Genomic DNA, 19,945 nt, shown 5'->3' with positions numbered 1-19,945 from the left:
GCGCTCTCACCAATACCACATTTTTCGAGGTCCTAATTCCATGGACGGAGCAGATAAGGCTGCCATACTCCTCCTCTACCTTGGCCCCGAGGCAACCGCAGGGGTCTTCGAGCACATGGACGACTCCGAGATCAAGAAGATCTCCCGGAGCATGTCGCGACTCGGCCATGTCCCCCACTCGGTCATCCAGGAGGTGGTGGCGGAATTCACCAACGTGACCAACCCGGAAACCGGCATCTTCTCCCAGGGGGAGGAGTTCGTCCGCAAGATCCTGGAGCAGACCCTGGGGCCCCAGAAGGCGGAGCTTCTCCTCAAGGAGATCAGCACCTCCAGCTTCGGCGACATGGTCGACATCCTGGCGAACCTGGACGCGAAGACCATTGCCAACTTCCTCTCCCAGGAGCACCCCCAGACCATCGCCGTCATCCTGGCGAAGCTGCGGGCCAAGCAGACCAGCGAGATTATCTCCATGCTCCCCCAGGAGCTCCAGGCCGAGGTGGTGCTCCGGATCGCCGACGTCGACCAGGTCTCTCCCGAGATTCTCGAGGACATCGACGAGGTGATCCAGCGGGAGCTGACCGCCATGGGGGGGGTCCAGCGTTACAAGGTCGGCGGCGTCGAAAAGGTTGTCGACATGTTCAACCACCTGGACCGGAGCAAGGAGAAGCAGATCCTCGACAAGCTCGACGTCATCAGCCCGCCGCTGGCCGATGTCATCCGCAAGCACCTCTTCACCTTCGACGACATCTTCAAGCTCGACGACCGCTCGATCCAGGGGATCATGCGCGAGATCTCCAACGACACCCTGACCCTCGCCATGAAGACCGCCGACGATCACATCAAGGAGAAGATCTTCCGCAACATCTCGTCCCGCGCCGCCGAGATGATCAAGGAAGACCTGGAGGTCATGGGGCCGGTACGCCTCTCCGACGTGGAGAAGGCCCAGTCGGAGATCATCAAGATCGTCCGCCGCCTGGAGGAGGAAGGGAAGGTGGTCCTGGCCGGTCGCGGAGGCGACGATGTCCTCGTCTAAGGGGAACCGCATCATCAAGGCCGACCACCGGCACGCCGTTGCCGTGCAGGGGTACAGCTTTGCCGCCATCGCCGCCCTGCCGCACCCCCCGCCGGAAGAGCAGGAGTTCGATCCGAGTCCCGACGGCTTCGTCCCCCACTCCCTCGTGGCAGCGCTCCCTCCCCCCGCGGCTTCGGCGACCGCAGCCGAATCGGAGGAGCCGGCCGCCCCCCTCCCCGATCTGGAGGGGATGATCGTCCTGACGGAGGAAGAGCTCCAGGCAAAGGTCGACGAGGTCTACCGCAACGGAATGGAGGAGGGGCGACGCCAGGCCGAGCGGGGGCTCGCCAATGTATTCAAGTCGCTGCGCGAAGGGGTCTCGGCCCTGACGGGGCTGCGGCAGCGGGTCTTCAAGGAGAGCGAGGAGGATCTGCTCAAGCTCGCCGTCATGATCGCCCGGAAGATCGTCCAGCAGGAGATCGCCCAGGATCCGACGGTGCTCGCCGCCATCATCGCCGCGGCGGTGGGGGGGTGCGCCGAGCGCGACCGGGTGGTGGTCCGGCTCAACCCCGCCGACTTTGCGCTGGTCTCCGCCAACCGACAGGAGTACTTGGCGGGGCTCGGCGAGGAGACCCCCGTCACCCTCGCCTCCGATGAGAGCGTCGGCGCCGGGGGGTGTCTCGTGGAGACCGTCACCGGCACCGTCGATGCCCGGATCGAGGCCCAGATCGACGAGATCTACCGCACCCTCCTGGAGGAGCGGAGCGCGCCGGTGGAGACGCAGCCTCCGGCCCCGGTGGAACCGGAGCCGCTCGGGGAGGTCCCGCCGATCCCCGATGACGCCATCCCGCCGTTCAAGGGGCCGGGAGAGTGGGTGAAGGTGGACGAGGAGAAGTCCCATGTCTCTGCATAGGGTCGATTTCTCCCGCTATCTTTCCGCCGTGGAAGGGGTCCGGCCGATCCGGTTCCACGGCAAGGTGACCCAGGTGGTGGGGCTCGTCATCGAGGGGTACTGCCCCGACGCGGCCGTCGGCACCCTCTGTCACGTCCATCCCCACGAAGGGGAGCCGATCCCTGCCGAAGTGGTCGGCTTCCGCGACAACAAGACCCTTCTCATGCCTCTGGGCGAACTGCGGGGGGTGGGGCTCGGGAGCCTCATCTCCGTCAAGCGCAAGAAGGCATCCCTCGGCGTCGGCCCGGGACTCCTGGGACGGGTCATCGACGGGCTCGGCGAGCCGATCGACGACAAAGGGCCCCTGGCGGTCCGGGAAGAGTACCCGATCTACGCCAACCCTGTGAACCCCATGAAGCGCCGCCCCATCCGCAACCCCCTCGACCTCGGCATCCGGGCCATCAACGGCCTTCTTACCTGCGGCGAGGGACAGCGTGTCGGAATCATGGCGGGCTCCGGTGTCGGAAAATCGACACTGCTCGGGATGATCGCCCGCTACACCGAGGCGGACGTCAACGTCATCGCCCTCATCGGCGAGCGGGGACGGGAGCTGCGGGAGTTCATCGAGAAGGACCTCCAGGATGAGGGACTCAAGAAATCGGTGGTGGTGGTCGCCACCTCCGACCAGCCGCCGCTGGTCCGGATGCGCGGCGCCTACATCGCCACCACCATCGCCGAGTATTTCCAGGCCCAGGGGAAGAAGGTGCTCCTGATGATGGACTCCGCCACCCGTTTCGCCATGGCGATGCGGGAGGTGGGGCTTGCCATCGGCGAACCCCCCACGACCAAGGGGTACACCCCGTCGGTCTTCGCGGCGCTGCCGAAGCTGCTGGAGCGGACCGGCAACTTCCTTGACGGGAGCATCACCGGCCTCTATACGGTGCTCGTGGAGGGGGACGACTTCAACGAGCCGATCTCCGACGCCATGCGGAGCATCCTTGACGGCCACATCCTCCTCAACCGCGAACTGGCTGCCCGGGCCGTCTATCCCCCCATCGACGTCCTGGGGAGCGCGTCGCGGGTCATGATGGACGTGACCGAGAAGGGGCAGCAGGTCTTCGCCTCGCGCTTCAAGGAGCTCCTGGCCGCCTACAAACAGGCGGAGGACCTGATCAACATCGGCGCCTACAAGCCGGGGTCGAACCCGACCATCGACTACGCCATGGCGAAGATGGAGCAGATGATCGGCTTCCTCAAGCAGGGGGTCCACGACGGGGTCTCGCTGGAGCAGGCGGTGGAGGCCCTCGGCGACCTCTTCGACGAGGGGATGGCACTCTGATTGCAGTCTTGAGGGTGAAGGTACATCCTCGCTGAATCAGGGGTTTTTCGGAGTACTGCCATGATGCACAAACAGGGATTCCAGCTGCAGCAGGTCCTTAACTACCGGAAGGAAGTCGAGAAGGTCCGCAAGGTGGAGTTCGCCACCGCCAAGCGCGAGTTCGAGAGCGCCACGGAGCTTCTCGACCGCCACGAGGCCGAGGCCGACCGGGCCCGGGTGGAGTACAACAACAAGCAGGCGGCGGGGATTACCGCCAGCGAACTGCAGATGTACGGCGACTTTTTTCTGAGAAAGAGGAGCGACATTCAGTCGCAGCGGCTTCAGGTCGATACCCTGGGCCGGGAGATGACCGAGAAGCGGGAAGTGCTCCTGGATGCCGCCAAGGAGAAGAAGGCCCTGGAGCTCCTGAAGGAGAAGCAGATGCTCGCCTTCCGGCGCGAGATGGCCGCGAAGGAGCGGGCATTCCTGGAAGAGCTTGCCGTGCAGAAAAAGGTCGCCCGCTGATGCGGCTTGCCTTCTGGATACCGGTTCTGGCGGCGTCGGGGGCGCTCCTCCTCGCGCCGCCGCTCTCTTCTCCCCCCGCCAGCGCGGTCCAGGCCGCGGGGAGCGAGGCGGCGAAGCACCCGGCCCCCCACGGGACTGCGCCGGCCACCGGCGTCAAGGGGGCCGCCAGCGAAACGGCCGCCCTGGAGATCAAGCGCCAGCAGCTCGCCGCCCGGGAGGCGTCCCTCGCCATCAAGGAGCAGGAACTCAAGAACCTGGCCGCCACCCTCGATGCCCGGGTGAAGGAGCTGGAGGCGGCCAAGGCGTCCCTCGACCAGTCCCTCGATGCCCGGAAGAAGGTCCAGAAGACCGAATACCAGAAGATGCTCAAGGTCTACAAGGCCCTCAAGCCCGACGAGGCGGTGAAGCTCCTCGACAAGATGGACGAGGAGCAGGCCCTGGAGCTTCTGAACGAGATGGACCAGAAGCGGGTCGCCAAACTCCTGCCGCTCATCAAGCCGGAACGGGCACTGAAGTGGACCCGCCAGAACATGGCGGCGAAGTAGGTTTTTTCGCTCTTTGACAACCACATACGTCGCAGGAACGTGGATTTTTTCCAAGGTCAAGGCGATCAAGGAACGACGCGGAGGCGTACTCTTTGTACGCCGCACAAGGAGTTCCGCAGATCAACGCAGAGATTGGGGAAAAGCCGCGTTCCATTCCACCGAAGGAAGGAGGTGAAACAGAATGCAAATCATGCAGTTGCTCCAGATCGTTCCGCAGGCCACATCGCCGAACGGCGCCGCATCTGAAGCCCCTGCCGCTCCCACTGCCGATTCCTCGCTCTTCGCCGCGCTCTTCGCCGGGCTGGTTGTTCGCCCCGTCGAGGCCGCTTCCGCCGCACCGCTTCCCGACGTCACCTCCGCGGCTCCTCACGAAGATGCGAAAACCGGCACCACCGACGAGGAGGGTGCCACCGCAGCCGCTCAGGCTGTACAAGCAGCCCAGACCGCCCTGATCTCCCCCTTCGTCACGCTCCCGTCCCTGCCGCTCCCGGAGGGGGCTTCCGTCGCTTCCGCGGCACCACTGGCGACCCCTGCGGTCGCTGCCGCACCGAAAACGGCCGATAACGCCGTTGTCACCCCGAAGACGGAACTGCCCATCCCCCTGGCGGTCCCCCTTGCCATTCCGGCGGGGGAGGCGAAAACCGCTGCCCCGATCCCGGCCCTCGGCCCGGAGACGGCATCGGCCCAGCCCGGGACCGCGCAACCGGCATCGCCAGCCGTTTCGGCACCGCCGGCCGCAGAGACGCCGCCCGTACTCAAGGGCGACGTGGAGGTCCTCCGGGTGGCGCTCGATACGACGGCGCTGAAGAAGGAGGTGGTGGGGAACCAGCCGGAACTCCAGACGATGGAGAGCATTCCGGCGAACCAGGACGTATCGCTCCCTAAACCGCAGGATGTCCGGACCCTCGGTCCTGCCGCAGCCTATCCCGACCGGATACCCGCCATCGCGCGGGGAACCGATCATCCGCTTCGCGCGGCCCATGCCGCACCGGCGGAGGCAGCCGAAGGGGAAGCACCTGCCGCTTCCCGGGAGGGTGTTTCCGGGGGGGGTGCCACGCTCCGGAACGTCGAGGTAATCGTCAAGGACGAGGCCGGCGAACAGCAGTCGGCGGGGAACCACGACTCCGGCAGCCGGAAGGAATCGGTGGCAGTTAAGGATCACACCATTTCGCCCCCCGTTCAGGAGGGTGCCAAGGGGTTCGAAACTTCCATGCCGACCAAAGCCACGACGACGTCAGAGCCGTCGCGGGCCCTGCACGACAGTGTCATGGCCCAGGTGAAGGAAGGGATTGCGGCCCGCCAGGGGAACGGCAACGGCGAGATCACGGTCCGGCTCAATCCGGTGGATCTGGGAGAGCTTCGGATCAACGTCCGGGTGGTCGACCAGCACGTGAAGGTTGAGGTGCTGGCGGCAAACAGCCAGGTGCGGGATATCCTCCTCAACAACCTGGACTCCCTGAAGGACAACTTTTCGCGGCAGAACCTGACCATGTCCGGCTTCGACGTGTCGACCGGCACCGGCCAGGGATTCGACCAGTTCTTCCGCGGGGGGAGGGAGGCAGGCCAGGGTGTCTACCGCGGCCATTCCGGCAGCGGACCGGCACCGGACGACGCCGTCGTCACGGCTCAGAACTCAGACTACTACTACACCGACCGGCGGGACAATTCCCTGGTCGATCTCCGATTCTAGGAAAGGAGGTGCACACGAAATGGTTACCGGCGTAACAAACGACACGACCGCAGCAGCTGCGGCCATGAAAAAGTCGACCGGCATGAACAAGGACGACTTCCTGAAGCTCTTCATAACCCAACTCCAGAACCAGGACCCGCTCAAGCCCCAGGACAGCTCCCAGTTCATCGCGCAACTGGCCCAGCTGACCCAGGTGGAGCAGGCCTACAACACCAACACCAACCTGCAGAGCCTTCTTAGCGCCATGAACGGCGCCTCGAACCTCTCGGCGGTTTCGTTCATCGGCAAGGCAATCAAGGCCGACAGCGACCAGCTGAATCTCACCGCAGGAAGCGCAGCTACCGTTGGCTACCGGCTCCCGGCCAATGCCAGTCAGGTGCAGGTCGGCATTGCTGACGCAACTGGCAAGACGGTCCGGACCATAACCCTCGGCGCCACGGCGGCGGGCGATGGCTCCCTGGCCTGGGATGGCAGGGACAGCAGTGGAAATTCCCTTCCCTCCGGCAGCTACACCGTCACCGTTACCGGCATCAACAGTGACGGCACGCAGTTTTCGGGGAGCCCGCTGCTCCTCGGGAAGGTGGACGGAGTGACCCTCGAAGGGTCGGAGCCTTCCATAACGGTCAGCGGCATTTCGGTGCCGATCTCGAAAATACTCTCGGTAAAGGGGTGACTCTGGGATGATCGACAAGATCTTTTTTCCCGAACCACTTCCCATAAACCCGGGACAGAAACCGGCGCAGCCCCAGACCCCGAAGACGGGCGAGAAGAAAGGCGACTTTGCCCGGATCCTCGACGGAAAACTTCCGGCACAGGGGGTCAAATTTTCCAGCCATGCCCAGGAACGACTCAGGGCGCGGGGGATCAGCCTCAGCGAGAACGATCTCAGGAAGCTGGAGGGGGCGGTTGACAGCGTGGCCCAGAAGGGTGGGCGCGAATCGCTCATCATGATGGGGGACGCCGCGCTGGTGGTGAGCGTCACGAACCGGACGGTCATCACTGCCATGGACCGGGCAAGCATGCAGGGGAATGTGTTCACGAACATCGATTCCGCAGTGGTCTTTTAACCGGCGGCTCGCGACGGGCAGCCAGCGACTTTCAACCAACAACGGGCCGGACCTTCCGAGGGGGCCCGGGGACGCCGACCGATTGACGCGTCCCGTACAACCCCGGCGACAGCCGAACGGCTGCCGCCATGAGGAGGCAACACAATGAGCGTTACGTCCGCAATGTATACGGGCATCAGCGGCCTCGCGGCCAACGGCGAGGCGATGTCCGTCATCGGCAACAACATCTCCAACGTCAACACCACCGGCTTCAAGTCGGGGAGGATGCTCTTCTCCGACGTCCTCTCCAGCACCATCAGCGGCGGCTCCCAGATCGGGCGCGGCGTGCAGATCCAGGCGGTGCAGAACGATTTCAGCCAGGGCTCCTTCGAGAGTACCCAGAGCTCCACCGACCTCGCCATCCAGGGCGATTCCTTCTTCGTGGTGCAGAACAGCAACGGTCGCTACTACACCCGGGCCGGCGCCTTCAACTTCGACAAGGACAAGGTCCTCGTCAATCCCGACGGCTACCAGGTGCAGGGGTACGGGATCATCCCCGGAACCGGCCAGTCCAACGGGGTTCTCGGGGCCATCAATCTGACCAGCTTTGCCTCCACCCCCCCGAAACAGACCGCCAACGTGAAGATGGTGGTGAACCTCGACTCCACCCAGACCACGCCGGCCCTCCCCTGGGATCCGACCAACCCGGTGGCGACCTCCAACTTCTCCACCAGCCTCTCGGTTTACGACTCCCTGGGGAATGCCCACACGGCCACCGCCTACTTCCGCAAGACTGCGGCCAACGCCTGGGACTGGCACGTCATCATCCCCGACGCCACCGCCGGTACTCCGGGGAGCGTCACCACCCCCATCAACGGCACCCTGGCCTTCAGCAGCACCGGCGCCCTCACCGCCCAGACCCCGACGGCCGGCACGGCCCAGAACATCACCTTCGCCAACGGTTCCACCGTTCCCCAGCCGGTCCTGTTCGACCTCGGCGTCGGCGCCACCACCCAGTATGCCAGCGCCTCCATCGTCTCCTCCCAGACCCAGGACGGCTACTACCAGGGGACCCTCACCAAGGTCACCATCGACGACAAGGGGTACGTGAACGGCGTCTACTCCAACGGCCAGCTCCAGAAACTCTACCAGGTGGCCCTCGCCAAGTTCTCGTCCAATGACGGCCTCTCCAAGTCAGGAGGAAGCCTTTTCGAGGAGACCCTCGCCTCCGGCCAGCCGATGCTCTCCAATGCGGCGACCCCGGGGGTCGGCAAGATCCTCTCCAACTCCCTGGAGCAGTCCAACGTCGACATGGCGGCCCAGTTCGTCAAGATGATCACCACCCAGCGGGGCTACTCCGCCAACTCCAAGACGATCACCACCGCCGACGAGATGCTGCAGGAAGTCCTCGGCCTCAAGCGGTAACAGAAGGATCGCGGGGGACCGGTAACGGTCCCCCGCTTTTTTCCGGTGCCGCGGTCACCATCTCTTCTCCCCTCACCTCTGCCCCTCTCCCCTGGGGCGAGGGGTGAACTCATACCCTCTCCCGCCGGGTGAGGGGGGGTGACGGATAGTTGACAGGAGCCGGCAACGGGGTCATTGTACCCGTCTGCAGCATGGTGCTGACGGGCCGTTTTCGTGCTGCGAAGGCCATTTTCGGGGTATGAGCCCGTGTCAATAATTTGATCTGTGTTTCCCCGTTATCCCTCCCCCTGCCGGTGTGCCGACACCATTGTCGCGGGCCGGCTTCCCCATCTCCCTTCCTAGCTCCCCGTCTTTACTCCGTTTTTGCCACAATCACCCTCAACTGACGCATGATTCCAGTTCTGGCACTTCGGTTGCAACAACAGGCTTCGTTGCACCACATCGTGTACTTCCATATTCACCAAAAATAAAAGGAGGAGCTGATGGCTTCCGACGAGAAGGCGCCTGCCGAAGGCGCGCCCAAGAACAACAAGAAACTCTTTATCATCATCGGGGCTGCGGCCGTGGTGGTGATCGCCCTTGCCGTGGTCTTCATGGGGGGTGGGAAGAAGGAGAAGGGGAAGGAAGGCGAGGCCGAGGCGAAGGTGGAGCAGAAGGCCGAGGCCGGGAAGGAAGGGGGAGGCCACGGCGGCAAGGAGGGCGAGAAGGGGGGCGCGGCGGCCAACATCTTTGCCATGGAGCCGTTCATCGTCAATATCTATGACGGCCAGGAGATCCGCTACCTCCGGACGAAGATCGAGTTCGAAACCGCCGGCCCCGCCGCGAAGGCTGACATCGAGGCCCGCCAGGCGCCGCTGCGCGATGCGATTCTCGTCCTTCTCACCACCAAGACCCTCCAGGACGTGCAGGACCTCCAGGGGAAAAACCAGCTGCGCGACGAGATCATGGTTGCCGTGAACAAGATCCTGCCGCCGGGCAAGGTGAACAAGGTCTATTTCACCGATTTCGTGGTGCAATAAACGGTAGCGGAGCGAAAGAGCACCATGGAGAAAATCCTCACCAAACAGGAGATCGAGGCGCTGCTCGCAGCCGTCTTCGAGGGGAAGATCGAGCCCGACAAGGAGCTGGCGAAGACGGAAGGGGCCGCCGTTCACTCCTATGATCTCTTCAACAGTGAGGCCAAGGGGAACATCCCCAACCTCGACATCATCTACGACGGTTTCATCCGCTACCAGCGGGGGACCCTGTCGAACCGTCTCGGGCGCATCGTCGAGATCAAGAAGATGGGGGCCGGTTCCTACAAGTTCGACGACTTCATCCAGACCCTCCCCTCGCCGGTCGCCATGGCGATCTACAAGGCCGAACCCCTCAAGGGGGCGGCGCTCATCGCCTTCGACAGCACCCTGGTCTTCACCATCGTCGACTGCATCCTCGGCGGCACCGGCACCTCGGCGCTGCCGAGCACCAACCGGATGTTCACCTCCATCGAGCTGAAGCTCGTCTCGAAGATCGTGAAGGACGCCCTCGCCGATCTGGAGAAGGCGTGGGCCCCGCTCTACGCCACGAAGATGAGCCTGCTCCGGATGGAGATGAACCCCCGGCTCGTCAACATCGTTCCCCCCGAGTACCAGGTGGTGACGATGGAGATGCAGATCCAGATCGACGAGATCGTGGGGAAGATGGTCTTCGCCGTCCCCATCATGACCATCGAGCCGGTGAGGGAGAAGCTCAAGTCCGGCACCCAGTTCGACATGATGGCCATCGACCCCCAGTGGTCGTACCGGCTGTCGCGGGAGCTCCTGGAGGCCCCCCTCGGCGTCTCGGTGGAGGTGGGTGGGGCAGTCATCAGCCTCGACGACCTCCTCAATCTGACCCCCGGCGATACCATCATGCTTGACACCCCCTGCACCAGCAACCTCCGGGTGAAGGTGGGGGGGGTCGAGAAATTTTCCGGCACGCCGGGGCTGCGGCACGGCAACAAGGCGATCCAGATCGCCGCTATCAACGGTAAAGGGAGAGCGCAGTGAGCGACCTCGAAAAGGAAGAAGTGAAGGACGGGGCGGGCACCGAAGACCTCGACCGGAAGAGTCTGGAATTCATACTCGATATCCCGCTGCAGCTCACTGTCGAACTCGGCCGGACCAAGATGCTCGTGAAGGACGTCCTGCAGCTCAGCCAGGGGGCGGTGGTGGAGCTGACCAAGCTGGCGGGGGAGCCCCTCGACGTCTTCGTCAACTCCAAGCTCGTGGCCCGCGGCGAGGCAGTGGTGGTGAACGAGAAGTTCGGCGTCCGCCTCGTCGACATCGTGAGCCCCAACGAGCGGGTGGAGAAGGTGCTGTGAGATCCCTCACGGCGCTCGCCGCCACTGCGCTCATCCCCGCCGCTTCGGCTCTGGCGGCGGATCAGCAGCTGGCTGGGGGAGGATTCAGCATGATGGGGGCCTTCCTCCAGATGCTCGCCTCCCTGGCGCTGGTTCTCGGCATTATCTACCTCGTCTACTACCTCTCCAATCGCCTGTTCCGGGTGGGTGGGGCGCAGCGTGTCGCCGAGCGGCATATCCGGGTCGTGGAGACCCGCTACCTGGCGCCGAAGAAGTCCCTGGTCCTCGTGGAGGTGGGGGGAGAGTTCCTTCTCCTCGGCTCCAGCGGCGACCGGCTCAATTTCATCAAACAGATCGACATCCTGGAAGAGATCGAGGTGGTGGACGAGGAACCCGCCCGCCCGCCGCTGGCCATGCTCTTCCAGGGGAAGCTCGACGCCGTGGCCGCCCGGCTCGCGACGATGAAGCAGGGACGGGCCGACGCGCCCCGCTCCCCCCTGCGCCAATCCTAACACCACGGATGGTGTCTCCATGCTGAAACGCGTTTTTCTCATATCCGCGCTTTTGATCCTTGTCTGCGTCCCGACGGTCCTGGCCGTAGAGCCCGCCGGCATCCCCACCCTCAGCATCGGCGTGGGAAAGGCCTCCAAGCCGGGAGACGTCTCCTCCGTCCTCCAGATCTTCTTCCTCATGACGGTGCTCTCCCTGGCGCCGGGGCTCATCATGATGACCACCTCCTTCACCCGGATCGTGGTGGTCCTCTCGTTCCTGCGCCAGGCCATCGGCACCCAGCAGGCGCCGCCGAACCAGATCATCGTAGCCCTGTCGCTCTTTCTCACCTTCTTCGTCATGAGCCCGGTCTGGCAGCAGGTGAACACCCAGGCGATCCAGCCCTACCGGGCGGCCCAGATCAGCCAGGACGAGGCGATGAAGCGGGCCATGGTGCCGATGCGCAAGTTCATGCTCTCCCAGACCCGGGAGAAGGATCTGGCGCTCTTCCTCAACCTCTCCAAGATGCCCCGGCCCCGCAACGCCGACGACATCCCGACCCTCACCCTCATCCCGGCCTTCATGATCTCGGAGCTGCGGACCGCCTTCCAGATCGGCTTCCTGGTCTTCATCCCGTTCCTCGTGATCGACATGGTGGTCGCCTCGGTCCTCATGTCCATGGGGATGATGATGCTCCCGCCGGTCATGATCGCACTGCCGTTCAAGATCCTGCTCTTCGTCCTCGTGGATGGCTGGGGGCTGGTGATCGGCTCCCTCATCAAGAGTTTCGGGTAGGAGGAGACCATGAATCCCGACCTCGTCGTCCAGCTCACCCGCCGCAGCTTCGAAGTGACCCTCATGCTCTCGGCCCCCCTTCTCATCGCCGGCCTCGTGGTGGGGCTCCTCATCAGCATCTTCCAGGCGGTCACCTCCATCCAGGAGGCGACCCTGGCCTTCGCGCCGAAGATCATCGCCGTCATGGTGGCGCTGGTCATCTTCTTCCCATGGATGATGAGCTACATGAGCGACTTCACGCGGGAGATATACGCCCTGATCGCCACCATGAGACAGTAAAAGGCCGGTTCCTGGCCCCAGACTATGTTCCCCCTGACCACACCATTTCCGACGCCGAACGACGTCGCCTTCTTCGCCCTCGTCATGGGGCGGATGGCGGGTATCTTCTCGTCGATCCCCCTCTTCGGCGGGCGGCGGGTGCCGATGAACATCCGGGCCCTCGTCGTCGTCGCCATGACCTTCGTCTGCTATCCCATCGTCAGGATGAAGGCCCCCGAACTGCCGGGGGACATGCTCGGCCTCGGCATTCTCGTGGTCCGGGAGACCCTGGTGGGGATCAGTCTCGGGCTCCTCTCCCTCATCGTTTTCGCCGCGGTGGAGTTCTGCGGCCAGATCGTGGGGGTCCAGATCGGCCTCTCCATGGTGACGGAATTCGACCCGAGCCAGGGGGGGCAGCAGTCGATCATCTCCATCTTCCAGGAGATGATGGCGACGCTCCTCTTCATCACCCTCGGCGTCCACCACGTCTTCATCGCGGCCCTGGTCGAAAGCTTCAGTGTCCTCCCCCTCGGCTCATGGCACATGAGCGACGGACTCATGAAATTCCTCATCGTCACCCTGGGGCAGGTCTTCATCCTGGCGGTGAAGCTGGCCGCCCCGGTGATGGTGGCCCTCCTCGCCACGAGCGTCGTCCTCGGCATCATGGCCCGCTCCTTTCCCCAGATGAACGTCTTCTTCGTCAGCATGCCGCTCAACATCGGCATCGGCTTCATCATCCTCAGCCTCTCCCTCTACTTCTTCCTCCACTCCGTGCAGGGGGCCTTCGACACCCTCGGCCCCCAACTGAAGACCATCATGAAGCTCATGGGGACGGGGTAGGGCCACCATGTCCGAGGACAAACATTCCAAAACAGAACAGCCGACAGCGAAGAAGCTGGATGAGGCCAAGAAGAAGGGGGTTCCCCACAGCCGGGACCTCACCTCCACCGTCACGCTCATCGCCGCCATGGTCACCCTCTACTCCACCGGCGGCTTCATGTTCTCCACCCTCAAGCAGACCAGTGCCGATCTTCTCGGCTCCATGGGGACCTATCAGCTCACCGAATCGAGCGTCCAGCACCTCCTCATCAAGCTCCTGCTCGTCATTCTGAGCGTTCTCGCGCCGTTCATGCTGGTGGTCATCATCGTCGGCATCTGTACCACCACGATCCAGGTGGGGTTCTCCATAAACTCCGAACGGCTCGAATTCAAGTTCGAAAAGCTCAACCCCGTGGAGAACTTCGGCAAGCTCTTCAACAAGGATTCCCTCGTGGAGATGGTCAAGGCGGTGCTGAAGATCGCCATCGTCGGTTACATGGCCTACCGGATCCTGCGGGACGAACTGGACGGGATCATCTATCTGACCGAGACCGACATCGCCGGCACGCTGGAGCTCATGAAGCATCTCGCCTTCAAGATCGTTCTCCACACCTGCGGGGTGCTCCTGGTTCTCGGTGCCCTGGACCTCGCCTTCATCAAGTGGCGTTTCATCCAGAACCTCAAGATGACCAAGCAGGAGGTGAAGGACGAACACAAGGAGTCGGAGGGTGACCCGCAACTCAAGGGGAAGATCCGCCAGATGCAGGTGGAAACCGCCCGCCGCCGGCTGCGGCAGGTGATCCCCACCGCCGACGTGGTCGTCACCAACCCGACCCACTTCGCCATCGCCCTCAAGTACGAGCGCGAGACCATGGCGGCGCCGGTGGTCCTCGCCAAGGGGGCCGACCACATGGCCCAGACCATCAAGGCCATGGCCCGCGAGCACAACGTCATGCTCGTGGAAAACCGCTTTCTCGCCCGGGAGCTCTACGCCCAGGTCAAGGAGGGGGAGCCGATCCCCGAGAGCCTCTATGCGGCGGTGGCGGAGGTGTTAGCCTACGTCTACAGCCTCAAAGGGAAGATGTAGTCGCGTCCGTCTGCACGCCATCTTCGGCCGCTCCTCACTCGCGCAATCTTGGGCTACGCCTGCGGTTGCGCTCAATCGTCGCAGCCAAATCTGACGCACATACGAACGCGATGCAACGGCAGTGTCAATTAATTGTTATCGCGGGAGGCATTGAAAAGGGGAAAGGCCGGGGCATCTGCTCCGGCCTTTCTTTCGTCCGGCTCAGTTCGTCACCGGCCGGGGGGTGCCGTCGGCGTTGGGGGGGAGGATCGGGTAGACCACCTTCGGCTGCTTGCCGGTGAGGGTGTCGAGGAAGGCGGTGATGGTGCCGGCCTCGTCGTCGGTCAGTTTGATGCCGAGCTGGGCGCTCCCCATGATCTTCACGGCGTCGCTCAGCTTCCAGACCTTGCCGGAGTGGAAGTAGGGCTGGGTGATCGCCACGTTGCGCAGGCTCGGGGAGCGGAAGACGTACTTGTCGGCGGCGGTGTTGGTCACCTTGAACCGGCCGGTGTCCGCGGGGGGGCGGACGTCGGCCGCCGGCTCTTCGCGGACGCCGAAGGGGAAGTAGCCGGTGCCGCCCATGTTGACGCCGCCGTGGCAGGCGCCGCACCCCTTGTCGATGAAGAGCCGCAGCCCCTCCTCCTGACGGGCCGAGATCGCCCTGCGGTTCCCCTTGAGGTAGGCGTCAAAGGGGGCGCCGGGGGTGAGGAGGGTCGCCTCGAAGACCTCGATCGCCCGAGCCACGTTGTCGAAGGTGACCGGATCGGACTGGGCCGGGAACGCCTTCCGGAAGAGCGGCTGGTAGCCGGGGATGCTTTTGAGGGTCACCACGAGCTGGTCGGGCTTGTTGTTCATCTCCACCGAGGCCTGCACCGGCCCCTTGGCCTGGGCCGCCAGGTCCTCGGCCCGCCCGTCCCAGAACTGGGCGATGTTTAAGACGGCGTTCAGCACCGTGGGGGAGTTGCGCGGCCCCTTCTGCCAGCCGTGGCCGATGGCGGTCTCCTGTAGGTCGGCGCCGCCGAGCCCCACGTTGTGGCAGGTGTTGCAGCTGATGAGTTGCGAAGCCGAGAGCCGCGGGTCGAAGTAGAGCATCTTTCCCAGCTCCAGCTTGGCCGGGTTCGCCGGATTCCCCTTCATGGCCGGGGCCTTGTCGGGGATCGGCTTGAACAGCCCCTGCGCCCGTTTCATGACATCTTCCTTCCCCCAGGCGGCTCCCGCCGAACAGGCGAGGATGAGAGCCCACGAGACCGTGTTCGCCTTCATGTCGTCCTCCTTGCTGTCAAAATGTAGTATGGCCGAATCAAGTGTACCCGAAATTCCCGTTATGAAAACCGTCGCTTGTCCCCGGTCCCGCCGAATACGCCGCCGGTCCGTTTTCTCCGGGGGGGGCGGTGCCGGTTCCGCCGCAGACGGTTGCCGCTAATCGGGTTTACCGCGGAGGCGAGGTGGGGTAGTATGGGGGCGCGAGAGCCGGACAAGAGCCGGCCGTTTGCGGGAGGATGGCGGATGCAGAAGGGAAAGCCGGCGAAGAAGTACTCCCAGGCGGGGCGGGTCCACGATCTGATCCGCCTCATCGAGGCGCGCCACGGGGTCACCATCGAGGAGATGGCCGAGGAGACCGGCGTTGACCGGCGCACCGTCCACCGCGACCTGAACGCCATCCACGAGGCGGGGTACCCCCTGGTCTCCGAATGGCTGACCGGCCGCAAGGTCTACCGCTTCCTCACCCGCTTCAAGGACGTCCCCCCCGTCACCTTCACCCTCCAGGAACTGGTGGCCCTGTCGTTTTTCCGCTCCCAGCTCCACTTCCTCGACGGCACCCCCTTCCGCGACGATCTCGACGCGGCCTTCCGCAAGATCGGATCGGTCCTCCCCCCCCGCTACGCGGCCCACATGGAGCGGATCGCCGAGGTGTCGCTGCCGCTTTTGCAGGGACGGCGCGACTATGGCCGGGTGGCCGGATCGCTCACGACGATCCGCGACGCCCTCATCTACCAGTACCGACTCCGGCTCACGTACCGGGCGCCGGGGAAGGGGCGCTCCACCACCTACGCGGTGGACCCCTACACCCTCATCTTCTACAAGGGGGGGCTCTATCTCTTTGGCTACGCCCACAACCGCAAGGCGCTCCGGACCTTCGCCGCCGAGCGGATCGCCGGGGTGGAGCTGCTGAAGGAGCGGTTCGAGATCCCCGATGACTACCGCCCCGGCGACCGCCTGAAGGGTGCCTTCGGGATCGTCGACGAGGAGCCGCTGGCCGTCACGGTCCGCTTCGCTCCCGCCATCGCCCACGCCATCCGCGACCGGCTCTGGCACCCGAGCCAGAGCGTGCGCGAGGAGGCCGACGGAAGCGTGCTCCTCTCCTTCACCGCGGGGGGGCGGATGGAGATCGTCTCCTGGCTCCTCTCCTACGGCGCCCATGCCGAGGTGCTGGAGCCGGCCTGCCTGCGGGAGGAGATGGGGGCGATCGCCGCGGCCATGGCCGAGCGGTATCGGCAGATCCCCGTTTCGCCGCCGTGACGGGGCCGTTGTCCTAAAGTTTTAATCCTTTCCGCCGATACGAGAACAAGAGAGTTCCCCATTTCGTATCGCGCGTGGTTGCGGCGGGTCATACCGTATCCCCTCACAGTCGGCGCGTTGGAGCATGGCAATGCCGCTGGCGCAGGTCCCCCGCAAGATCCGTCACTACCTCCCCTCCGCCCTGAAGCAGTTCGTCGTTTTGCTCCTGATCCTCTTCACCATCGATACCCTCGTGATGTCTTTTCTGCCGTTGGTTGCGAAGGGATGCAACTATGCGTGGCTCACCATGCTGGACGGTACCCTGCTCATCCTCTTCGGAGGGCCCTTCATCTGGAGCTCCATCGTCAGCCCGCTGCGCGGCGTCGCCTTCACCGCCGCCTCCCATGCGGAAAACCTGCTGGACAACCTGGCCGACGGGGTGGTCAGCTTCGGTCACGACGGCCGGATCGTCTCGGGCAATCCGGCGGCGGAGCGGATGTTCGGCTACGGGGTGGAGGAACTGGTCGGGATGGGGATCGAGCAGCTCCTGGCCGGCAGGGAGGCGGAGGGGGGATACTTTCCGTTTACGACCCTGACCACGTGCGAGCGGGAGGAGTGCCGCATCTCGTACGGCGTGGCGGGGGTTCGCCGCGACGGCACCCGCTTCCCGGTCGATCTCTCGGTGAGCCGGGTCCTGGTGGAGGGGGCCTGGACGTTCATCGGCATCGTCCGCGATATGACCGAGCGGGTCGAGAGCGACGCGCGGCTCCATGAGACGAACGAACGGCTCCACGCCCTGATCCAGGCCTCGCCCCACGCCATCATCGCCATGGACCGCGGGGGAAACGTCTCCCTCTGGAACCGGGCGGCGGAGCAGATCTTCGGCTGGCGGGCCGAGGAGGTGGTGGGGCGTCCCTATCCCGCCATCCCCGAGGCGCGGCGTGAAGAGTACGCCGTCCTCAAGGGAAAGGTGCTGGGAGGAGGGATTTTCACCGACCAGGAGGTCCAGCGGCAGTGCAGGGACGGCTCGCTCATCACGGCGAGCGTCTCGTCCGCCCCCACCTTCGACGCCTCCGGTTCCGTCACGGGGATCATGACCATCATCTCCGACATCACCACCCGCAAGCAGGACGAGCAGAACCTGGTCCTCCTCAAGCGGGCCATCGAGTCGACCCTGAACGGCGTCATCATCACCGACGTGACCGGGACCGACAACCCCATCATCTACGTCAACCCGGCGTTCGAGCGGATGACCGGCTTCGGCGTCCATGAGGTGCTGGGGCAGAACCCCCGCTTCCTCCGGGGGGACGACCGGGACCAGGTGGAGCTCAAGAAGCTCGCCCAGACCCTCCAGGAGCACCGCGACGGCTACTTCGTGCTCCGCAACTACCGCAAGGACGGCAGCCTCTTCTGGAACGAGCTCTTCATCGCCCCCGTGCGCGACCGCGACGGTGCGGTGACCAACTACATCGGGGTCATGAACGACATCACCGAGCATCGCCGCTACGAGGAGCAGCTCGTCTACCAGGCGACCCACGACCCCCTCACCGGCCTCCCCAACCGCAACCTCCTCCAGGACCGGCTCGCCCAGGCCCTGGCCCTGGAGGCGTTCCGCCGCCGGACCCCGCTCTGCGTCATGTTCCTCGATCTCGACAACTTCAAGAAGGTCAACGACACCCTGGGGCACACGGTGGGGGACATGCTCCTCAAGGCGGTGGCCAACCGGCTCAGGAACTGCGTGCGGGGAGGGGACACGGTGGCGCGCCTCGGCGGCGACGAGTTCATCGTCGTCCTTCCCAACGTCCGGGAGGTGCAGGATGTCGTCATCGTCGCCAAGAAGATTCTCGACGTCTTTGCCACGCCGCTCCAGCTGATGGGGCACGAGATCTACATCACTGCCAGCATCGGCATCGCCATCTTCCCCACCGACGGCGAGACGGTGGACGCGCTCCTCAAGAATGCCGACGCCGCCATGTACCACGCCAAGGAGCAGGGGAAGAACAACTACCAGTTCTACTCGGAGGAGATGAACACCCGGGTCTTCGAGCGGCTCGCCCTGGAGACGAGCCTCCACCGGGCGGTGAAGCAGCAGGAGTTCCTCCTCCACTACCAGCCCCGGGTCGACCTGCGGACCGGGCGGGTATCGGGGGTGGAGGCGCTGGTGCGCTGGAACCATCCGGAGATGGGGCTCGTCTCGCCGGCCCGCTTCATCCCCCTGGCCGAGGAGACGGGGCTCATCGTGCCGCTGGGGGAGTGGGTGCTCAGGACCGCCTGCTCCCAGAACCGTCTCTGGCAGGAGGCGGGGCTGCCGCCGCTGCGGGTGGCGGTGAACCTCTCGGCCCGGCAGTTCCGGCAGGAGAACCTGATCGAGATGGTGGCCGCGGTGCTGGCGGATACCGGCCTCGACCCCCGGTGGCTGGAGCTGGAGCTCACCGAGAGCCTCGTCATGCAGCAGGCGGAGCGGTCCGCCGACGTCCTGCGCCAGCTGGCGGCCATGGGGATCGAGGTCGCCATCGACGACTTCGGCACCGGCTACTCGTCACTGAGCTATCTGAAGCGCTTCCCCATCGGCAACCTGAAGATCGACCAGTCGTTCGTGCGCGACCTCTGCCGCGACGCGGACGACGCGACCCTGGTGCGGACCATCATCACCATGGCCCACGGCCTCGGCATGAAGACCATCGCCGAGGGGGTGGAGACGCTGGAGCAGATGGATTTCCTCTGCCGCCACGGTTGCGAGGAGATGCAGGGGTACTACTTCAGCCGGCCGGTCTCCGCCGAGGATTTCGCCCTCCTCCTCCGGGAGGGGAAAGAGCTCGATCTGCGCCGCTACGCGGACGCCGACCCGAACGCCGCCGGAACCTGCCTCATGGGGAAGGAGGTTCGCTGCTGTGCCGGTAATTGCCCCTGACAGTGCCGGTTGGCAGGGCCCGGATTCCCCGGTGCGGTATGGGGAATGCCGGGCGATAAAAAAGGAGAAAAGGAGGTCGCCATGAAGGAAAAACCAGATGAAGAAAGCACGGAGCGCGTGACGGGCAGCATGTCACGACGGGGATTCATTACGGCGGCAGGCATCGTTGCCGTGGGAGGGGTGCTGGCCGGGGGGGCCATTGCGTCCGTCACCGGCGCCAAGGAAGCTGCCCCCGGAACGCCACCTCCGCTGCCGTGGCCGTGGCTGAAGATGGATCCGATGGAGGCCGGGAAGAGGACCTTTCACAACTACCACGCCAAGGGTGGCTGAGGGAG

The 19,945-nt window shown here is 64.6% G+C and carries 21 protein-coding genes; 20 read left to right on the top strand and 1 reads right to left on the bottom strand.

Going from position 1 to position 19,945, the window contains the following annotated elements; genetic code table 11:
* Positions 1-40 precede the first annotated feature (40 nt).
* The 17 genes from fliG (at position 41) to flhB (ending at position 14,221) form a co-directional block, all read left to right on the top strand.
* Positions 41-1,033, top strand: coding sequence for a flagellar motor switch protein FliG (gene fliG, locus GPICK_RS14220; RefSeq protein ID WP_039744260.1), 993 nt, complete (start codon positions 41-43; stop codon positions 1,031-1,033).
* On the top strand, positions 1,020-1,925 hold the full coding sequence (locus GPICK_RS14215) for a FliH/SctL family protein (RefSeq protein WP_039744258.1): 906 nt from the start codon (positions 1,020-1,022) through the stop codon (positions 1,923-1,925). The genes fliG and GPICK_RS14215 overlap by 14 nt, the downstream gene beginning before the upstream one ends.
* Positions 1,912-3,243 carry a flagellar protein export ATPase FliI gene (fliI, locus tag GPICK_RS14210; RefSeq protein WP_039744256.1) on the top strand — a complete coding sequence of 444 codons (1,332 nt, stop codon included), beginning with the start codon at positions 1,912-1,914 and terminating at the stop codon, positions 3,241-3,243. Before GPICK_RS14215 ends, fliI begins: the two co-directional genes overlap by 14 nt.
* A 60-nt stretch (positions 3,244-3,303) precedes the next feature.
* The gene (gene fliJ, locus GPICK_RS14205; protein WP_039744253.1) at positions 3,304-3,747 is read left to right on the top strand and encodes a flagellar export protein FliJ; all 444 of its coding nucleotides are present in this window, start codon (positions 3,304-3,306) and stop codon (positions 3,745-3,747) included.
* Positions 3,747-4,292: a MotE family protein gene (locus GPICK_RS14200; protein WP_039744251.1), complete on the top strand. Its 546-nt coding sequence runs from the start codon at positions 3,747-3,749 to the stop codon at positions 4,290-4,292. The genes fliJ and GPICK_RS14200 overlap by 1 nt, the downstream gene beginning before the upstream one ends.
* A gap of 181 nt (positions 4,293-4,473) precedes the next feature.
* On the top strand, positions 4,474-5,982 hold the full coding sequence (locus GPICK_RS14195; protein WP_039744248.1) for a flagellar hook-length control protein FliK: 1,509 nt from the start codon (positions 4,474-4,476) through the stop codon (positions 5,980-5,982).
* Between the two features lie 19 nt (positions 5,983-6,001).
* Positions 6,002-6,655 carry a flagellar hook assembly protein FlgD gene (locus tag GPICK_RS14190; RefSeq protein WP_039744246.1) on the top strand — a complete coding sequence of 218 codons (654 nt, stop codon included), beginning with the start codon at positions 6,002-6,004 and terminating at the stop codon, positions 6,653-6,655.
* Positions 6,656-6,662: 7 nt separating this feature from the next.
* Positions 6,663-7,049 (top strand): TIGR02530 family flagellar biosynthesis protein, encoded by a 387-nt coding sequence (locus tag GPICK_RS14185; RefSeq protein ID WP_039744243.1) that lies wholly within the window; start codon positions 6,663-6,665, stop codon positions 7,047-7,049.
* 144 nt (positions 7,050-7,193) lie between these two features.
* The gene (gene flgF / locus GPICK_RS14180; protein WP_039744241.1) at positions 7,194-8,453 is read left to right on the top strand and encodes a flagellar basal-body rod protein FlgF; all 1,260 of its coding nucleotides are present in this window, start codon (positions 7,194-7,196) and stop codon (positions 8,451-8,453) included.
* Between the two features lie 482 nt (positions 8,454-8,935).
* A complete protein-coding gene (locus tag GPICK_RS14175) occupies positions 8,936-9,472 on the top strand; it encodes a flagellar basal body-associated FliL family protein (protein WP_039744239.1) in 537 nt (178 codons plus the stop codon).
* A gap of 24 nt (positions 9,473-9,496) precedes the next feature.
* Complete coding sequence (fliM, locus tag GPICK_RS14170) at positions 9,497-10,480, top strand: flagellar motor switch protein FliM (RefSeq protein ID WP_039744237.1); 984 nt, start codon at positions 9,497-9,499, stop codon at positions 10,478-10,480.
* Entirely contained in the window at positions 10,477-10,794 is a 318-nt protein-coding gene (gene fliN, locus GPICK_RS14165; RefSeq protein ID WP_039744235.1) for a flagellar motor switch protein FliN, read from the top strand. Before fliM ends, fliN begins: the two co-directional genes overlap by 4 nt.
* The gene (gene fliO / locus GPICK_RS14160) at positions 10,791-11,285 is read left to right on the top strand and encodes a flagellar biosynthetic protein FliO (RefSeq protein WP_039744232.1); all 495 of its coding nucleotides are present in this window, start codon (positions 10,791-10,793) and stop codon (positions 11,283-11,285) included. Before fliN ends, fliO begins: the two co-directional genes overlap by 4 nt.
* 19 nt (positions 11,286-11,304) lie before the next feature.
* On the top strand, positions 11,305-12,057 hold the full coding sequence (gene fliP, locus GPICK_RS14155) for a flagellar type III secretion system pore protein FliP (RefSeq protein ID WP_039744230.1): 753 nt from the start codon (positions 11,305-11,307) through the stop codon (positions 12,055-12,057).
* Between the two features lie 9 nt (positions 12,058-12,066).
* The gene (fliQ, locus tag GPICK_RS14150; RefSeq protein ID WP_039744229.1) at positions 12,067-12,336 is read left to right on the top strand and encodes a flagellar biosynthesis protein FliQ; all 270 of its coding nucleotides are present in this window, start codon (positions 12,067-12,069) and stop codon (positions 12,334-12,336) included.
* A gap of 24 nt (positions 12,337-12,360) precedes the next feature.
* Positions 12,361-13,155, top strand: coding sequence for a flagellar biosynthetic protein FliR (gene fliR / locus GPICK_RS14145; RefSeq protein ID WP_039744228.1), 795 nt, complete (start codon positions 12,361-12,363; stop codon positions 13,153-13,155).
* Between the two features lie 7 nt (positions 13,156-13,162).
* Entirely contained in the window at positions 13,163-14,221 is a 1,059-nt protein-coding gene (gene flhB / locus GPICK_RS14140; RefSeq protein WP_039744226.1) for a flagellar biosynthesis protein FlhB, read from the top strand.
* A gap of 201 nt (positions 14,222-14,422) precedes the next feature.
* Here flhB and GPICK_RS14135 read toward each other — a convergent pair whose 3' ends face one another.
* On the bottom strand, positions 14,423-15,463 hold the full coding sequence (locus GPICK_RS14135) for a cytochrome-c peroxidase (protein WP_039744224.1): 1,041 nt from the start codon (positions 15,461-15,463) through the stop codon (positions 14,423-14,425).
* Between the two features lie 243 nt (positions 15,464-15,706).
* Between GPICK_RS14135 and GPICK_RS14130 the strand changes: the two genes are divergently transcribed.
* From GPICK_RS14130 to GPICK_RS14120, 3 genes are all read left to right on the top strand, one after another.
* Positions 15,707-16,720, top strand: a complete 1,014-nt coding sequence (locus GPICK_RS14130) for a helix-turn-helix transcriptional regulator (protein WP_039744222.1) — start codon at positions 15,707-15,709, stop codon at positions 16,718-16,720.
* A 124-nt stretch (positions 16,721-16,844) separates the two neighbouring features.
* Complete coding sequence (locus GPICK_RS14125; RefSeq protein ID WP_236685579.1) at positions 16,845-19,610, top strand: sensor domain-containing protein; 2,766 nt, start codon at positions 16,845-16,847, stop codon at positions 19,608-19,610.
* 81 nt (positions 19,611-19,691) lie between these two features.
* Positions 19,692-19,940 (top strand): hypothetical protein, encoded by a 249-nt coding sequence (locus tag GPICK_RS14120; protein ID WP_039744221.1) that lies wholly within the window; start codon positions 19,692-19,694, stop codon positions 19,938-19,940.
* Positions 19,941-19,945 lie beyond the last annotated feature (5 nt).

The sequence above is a fragment of the Geobacter pickeringii genome (genome assembly GCF_000817955.1).
Lineage (GTDB): Bacteria > Desulfobacterota > Desulfuromonadia > Geobacterales > Geobacteraceae > Geobacter > Geobacter pickeringii.
This window is presented reverse-complemented; position numbering and strand designations above follow the sequence as displayed.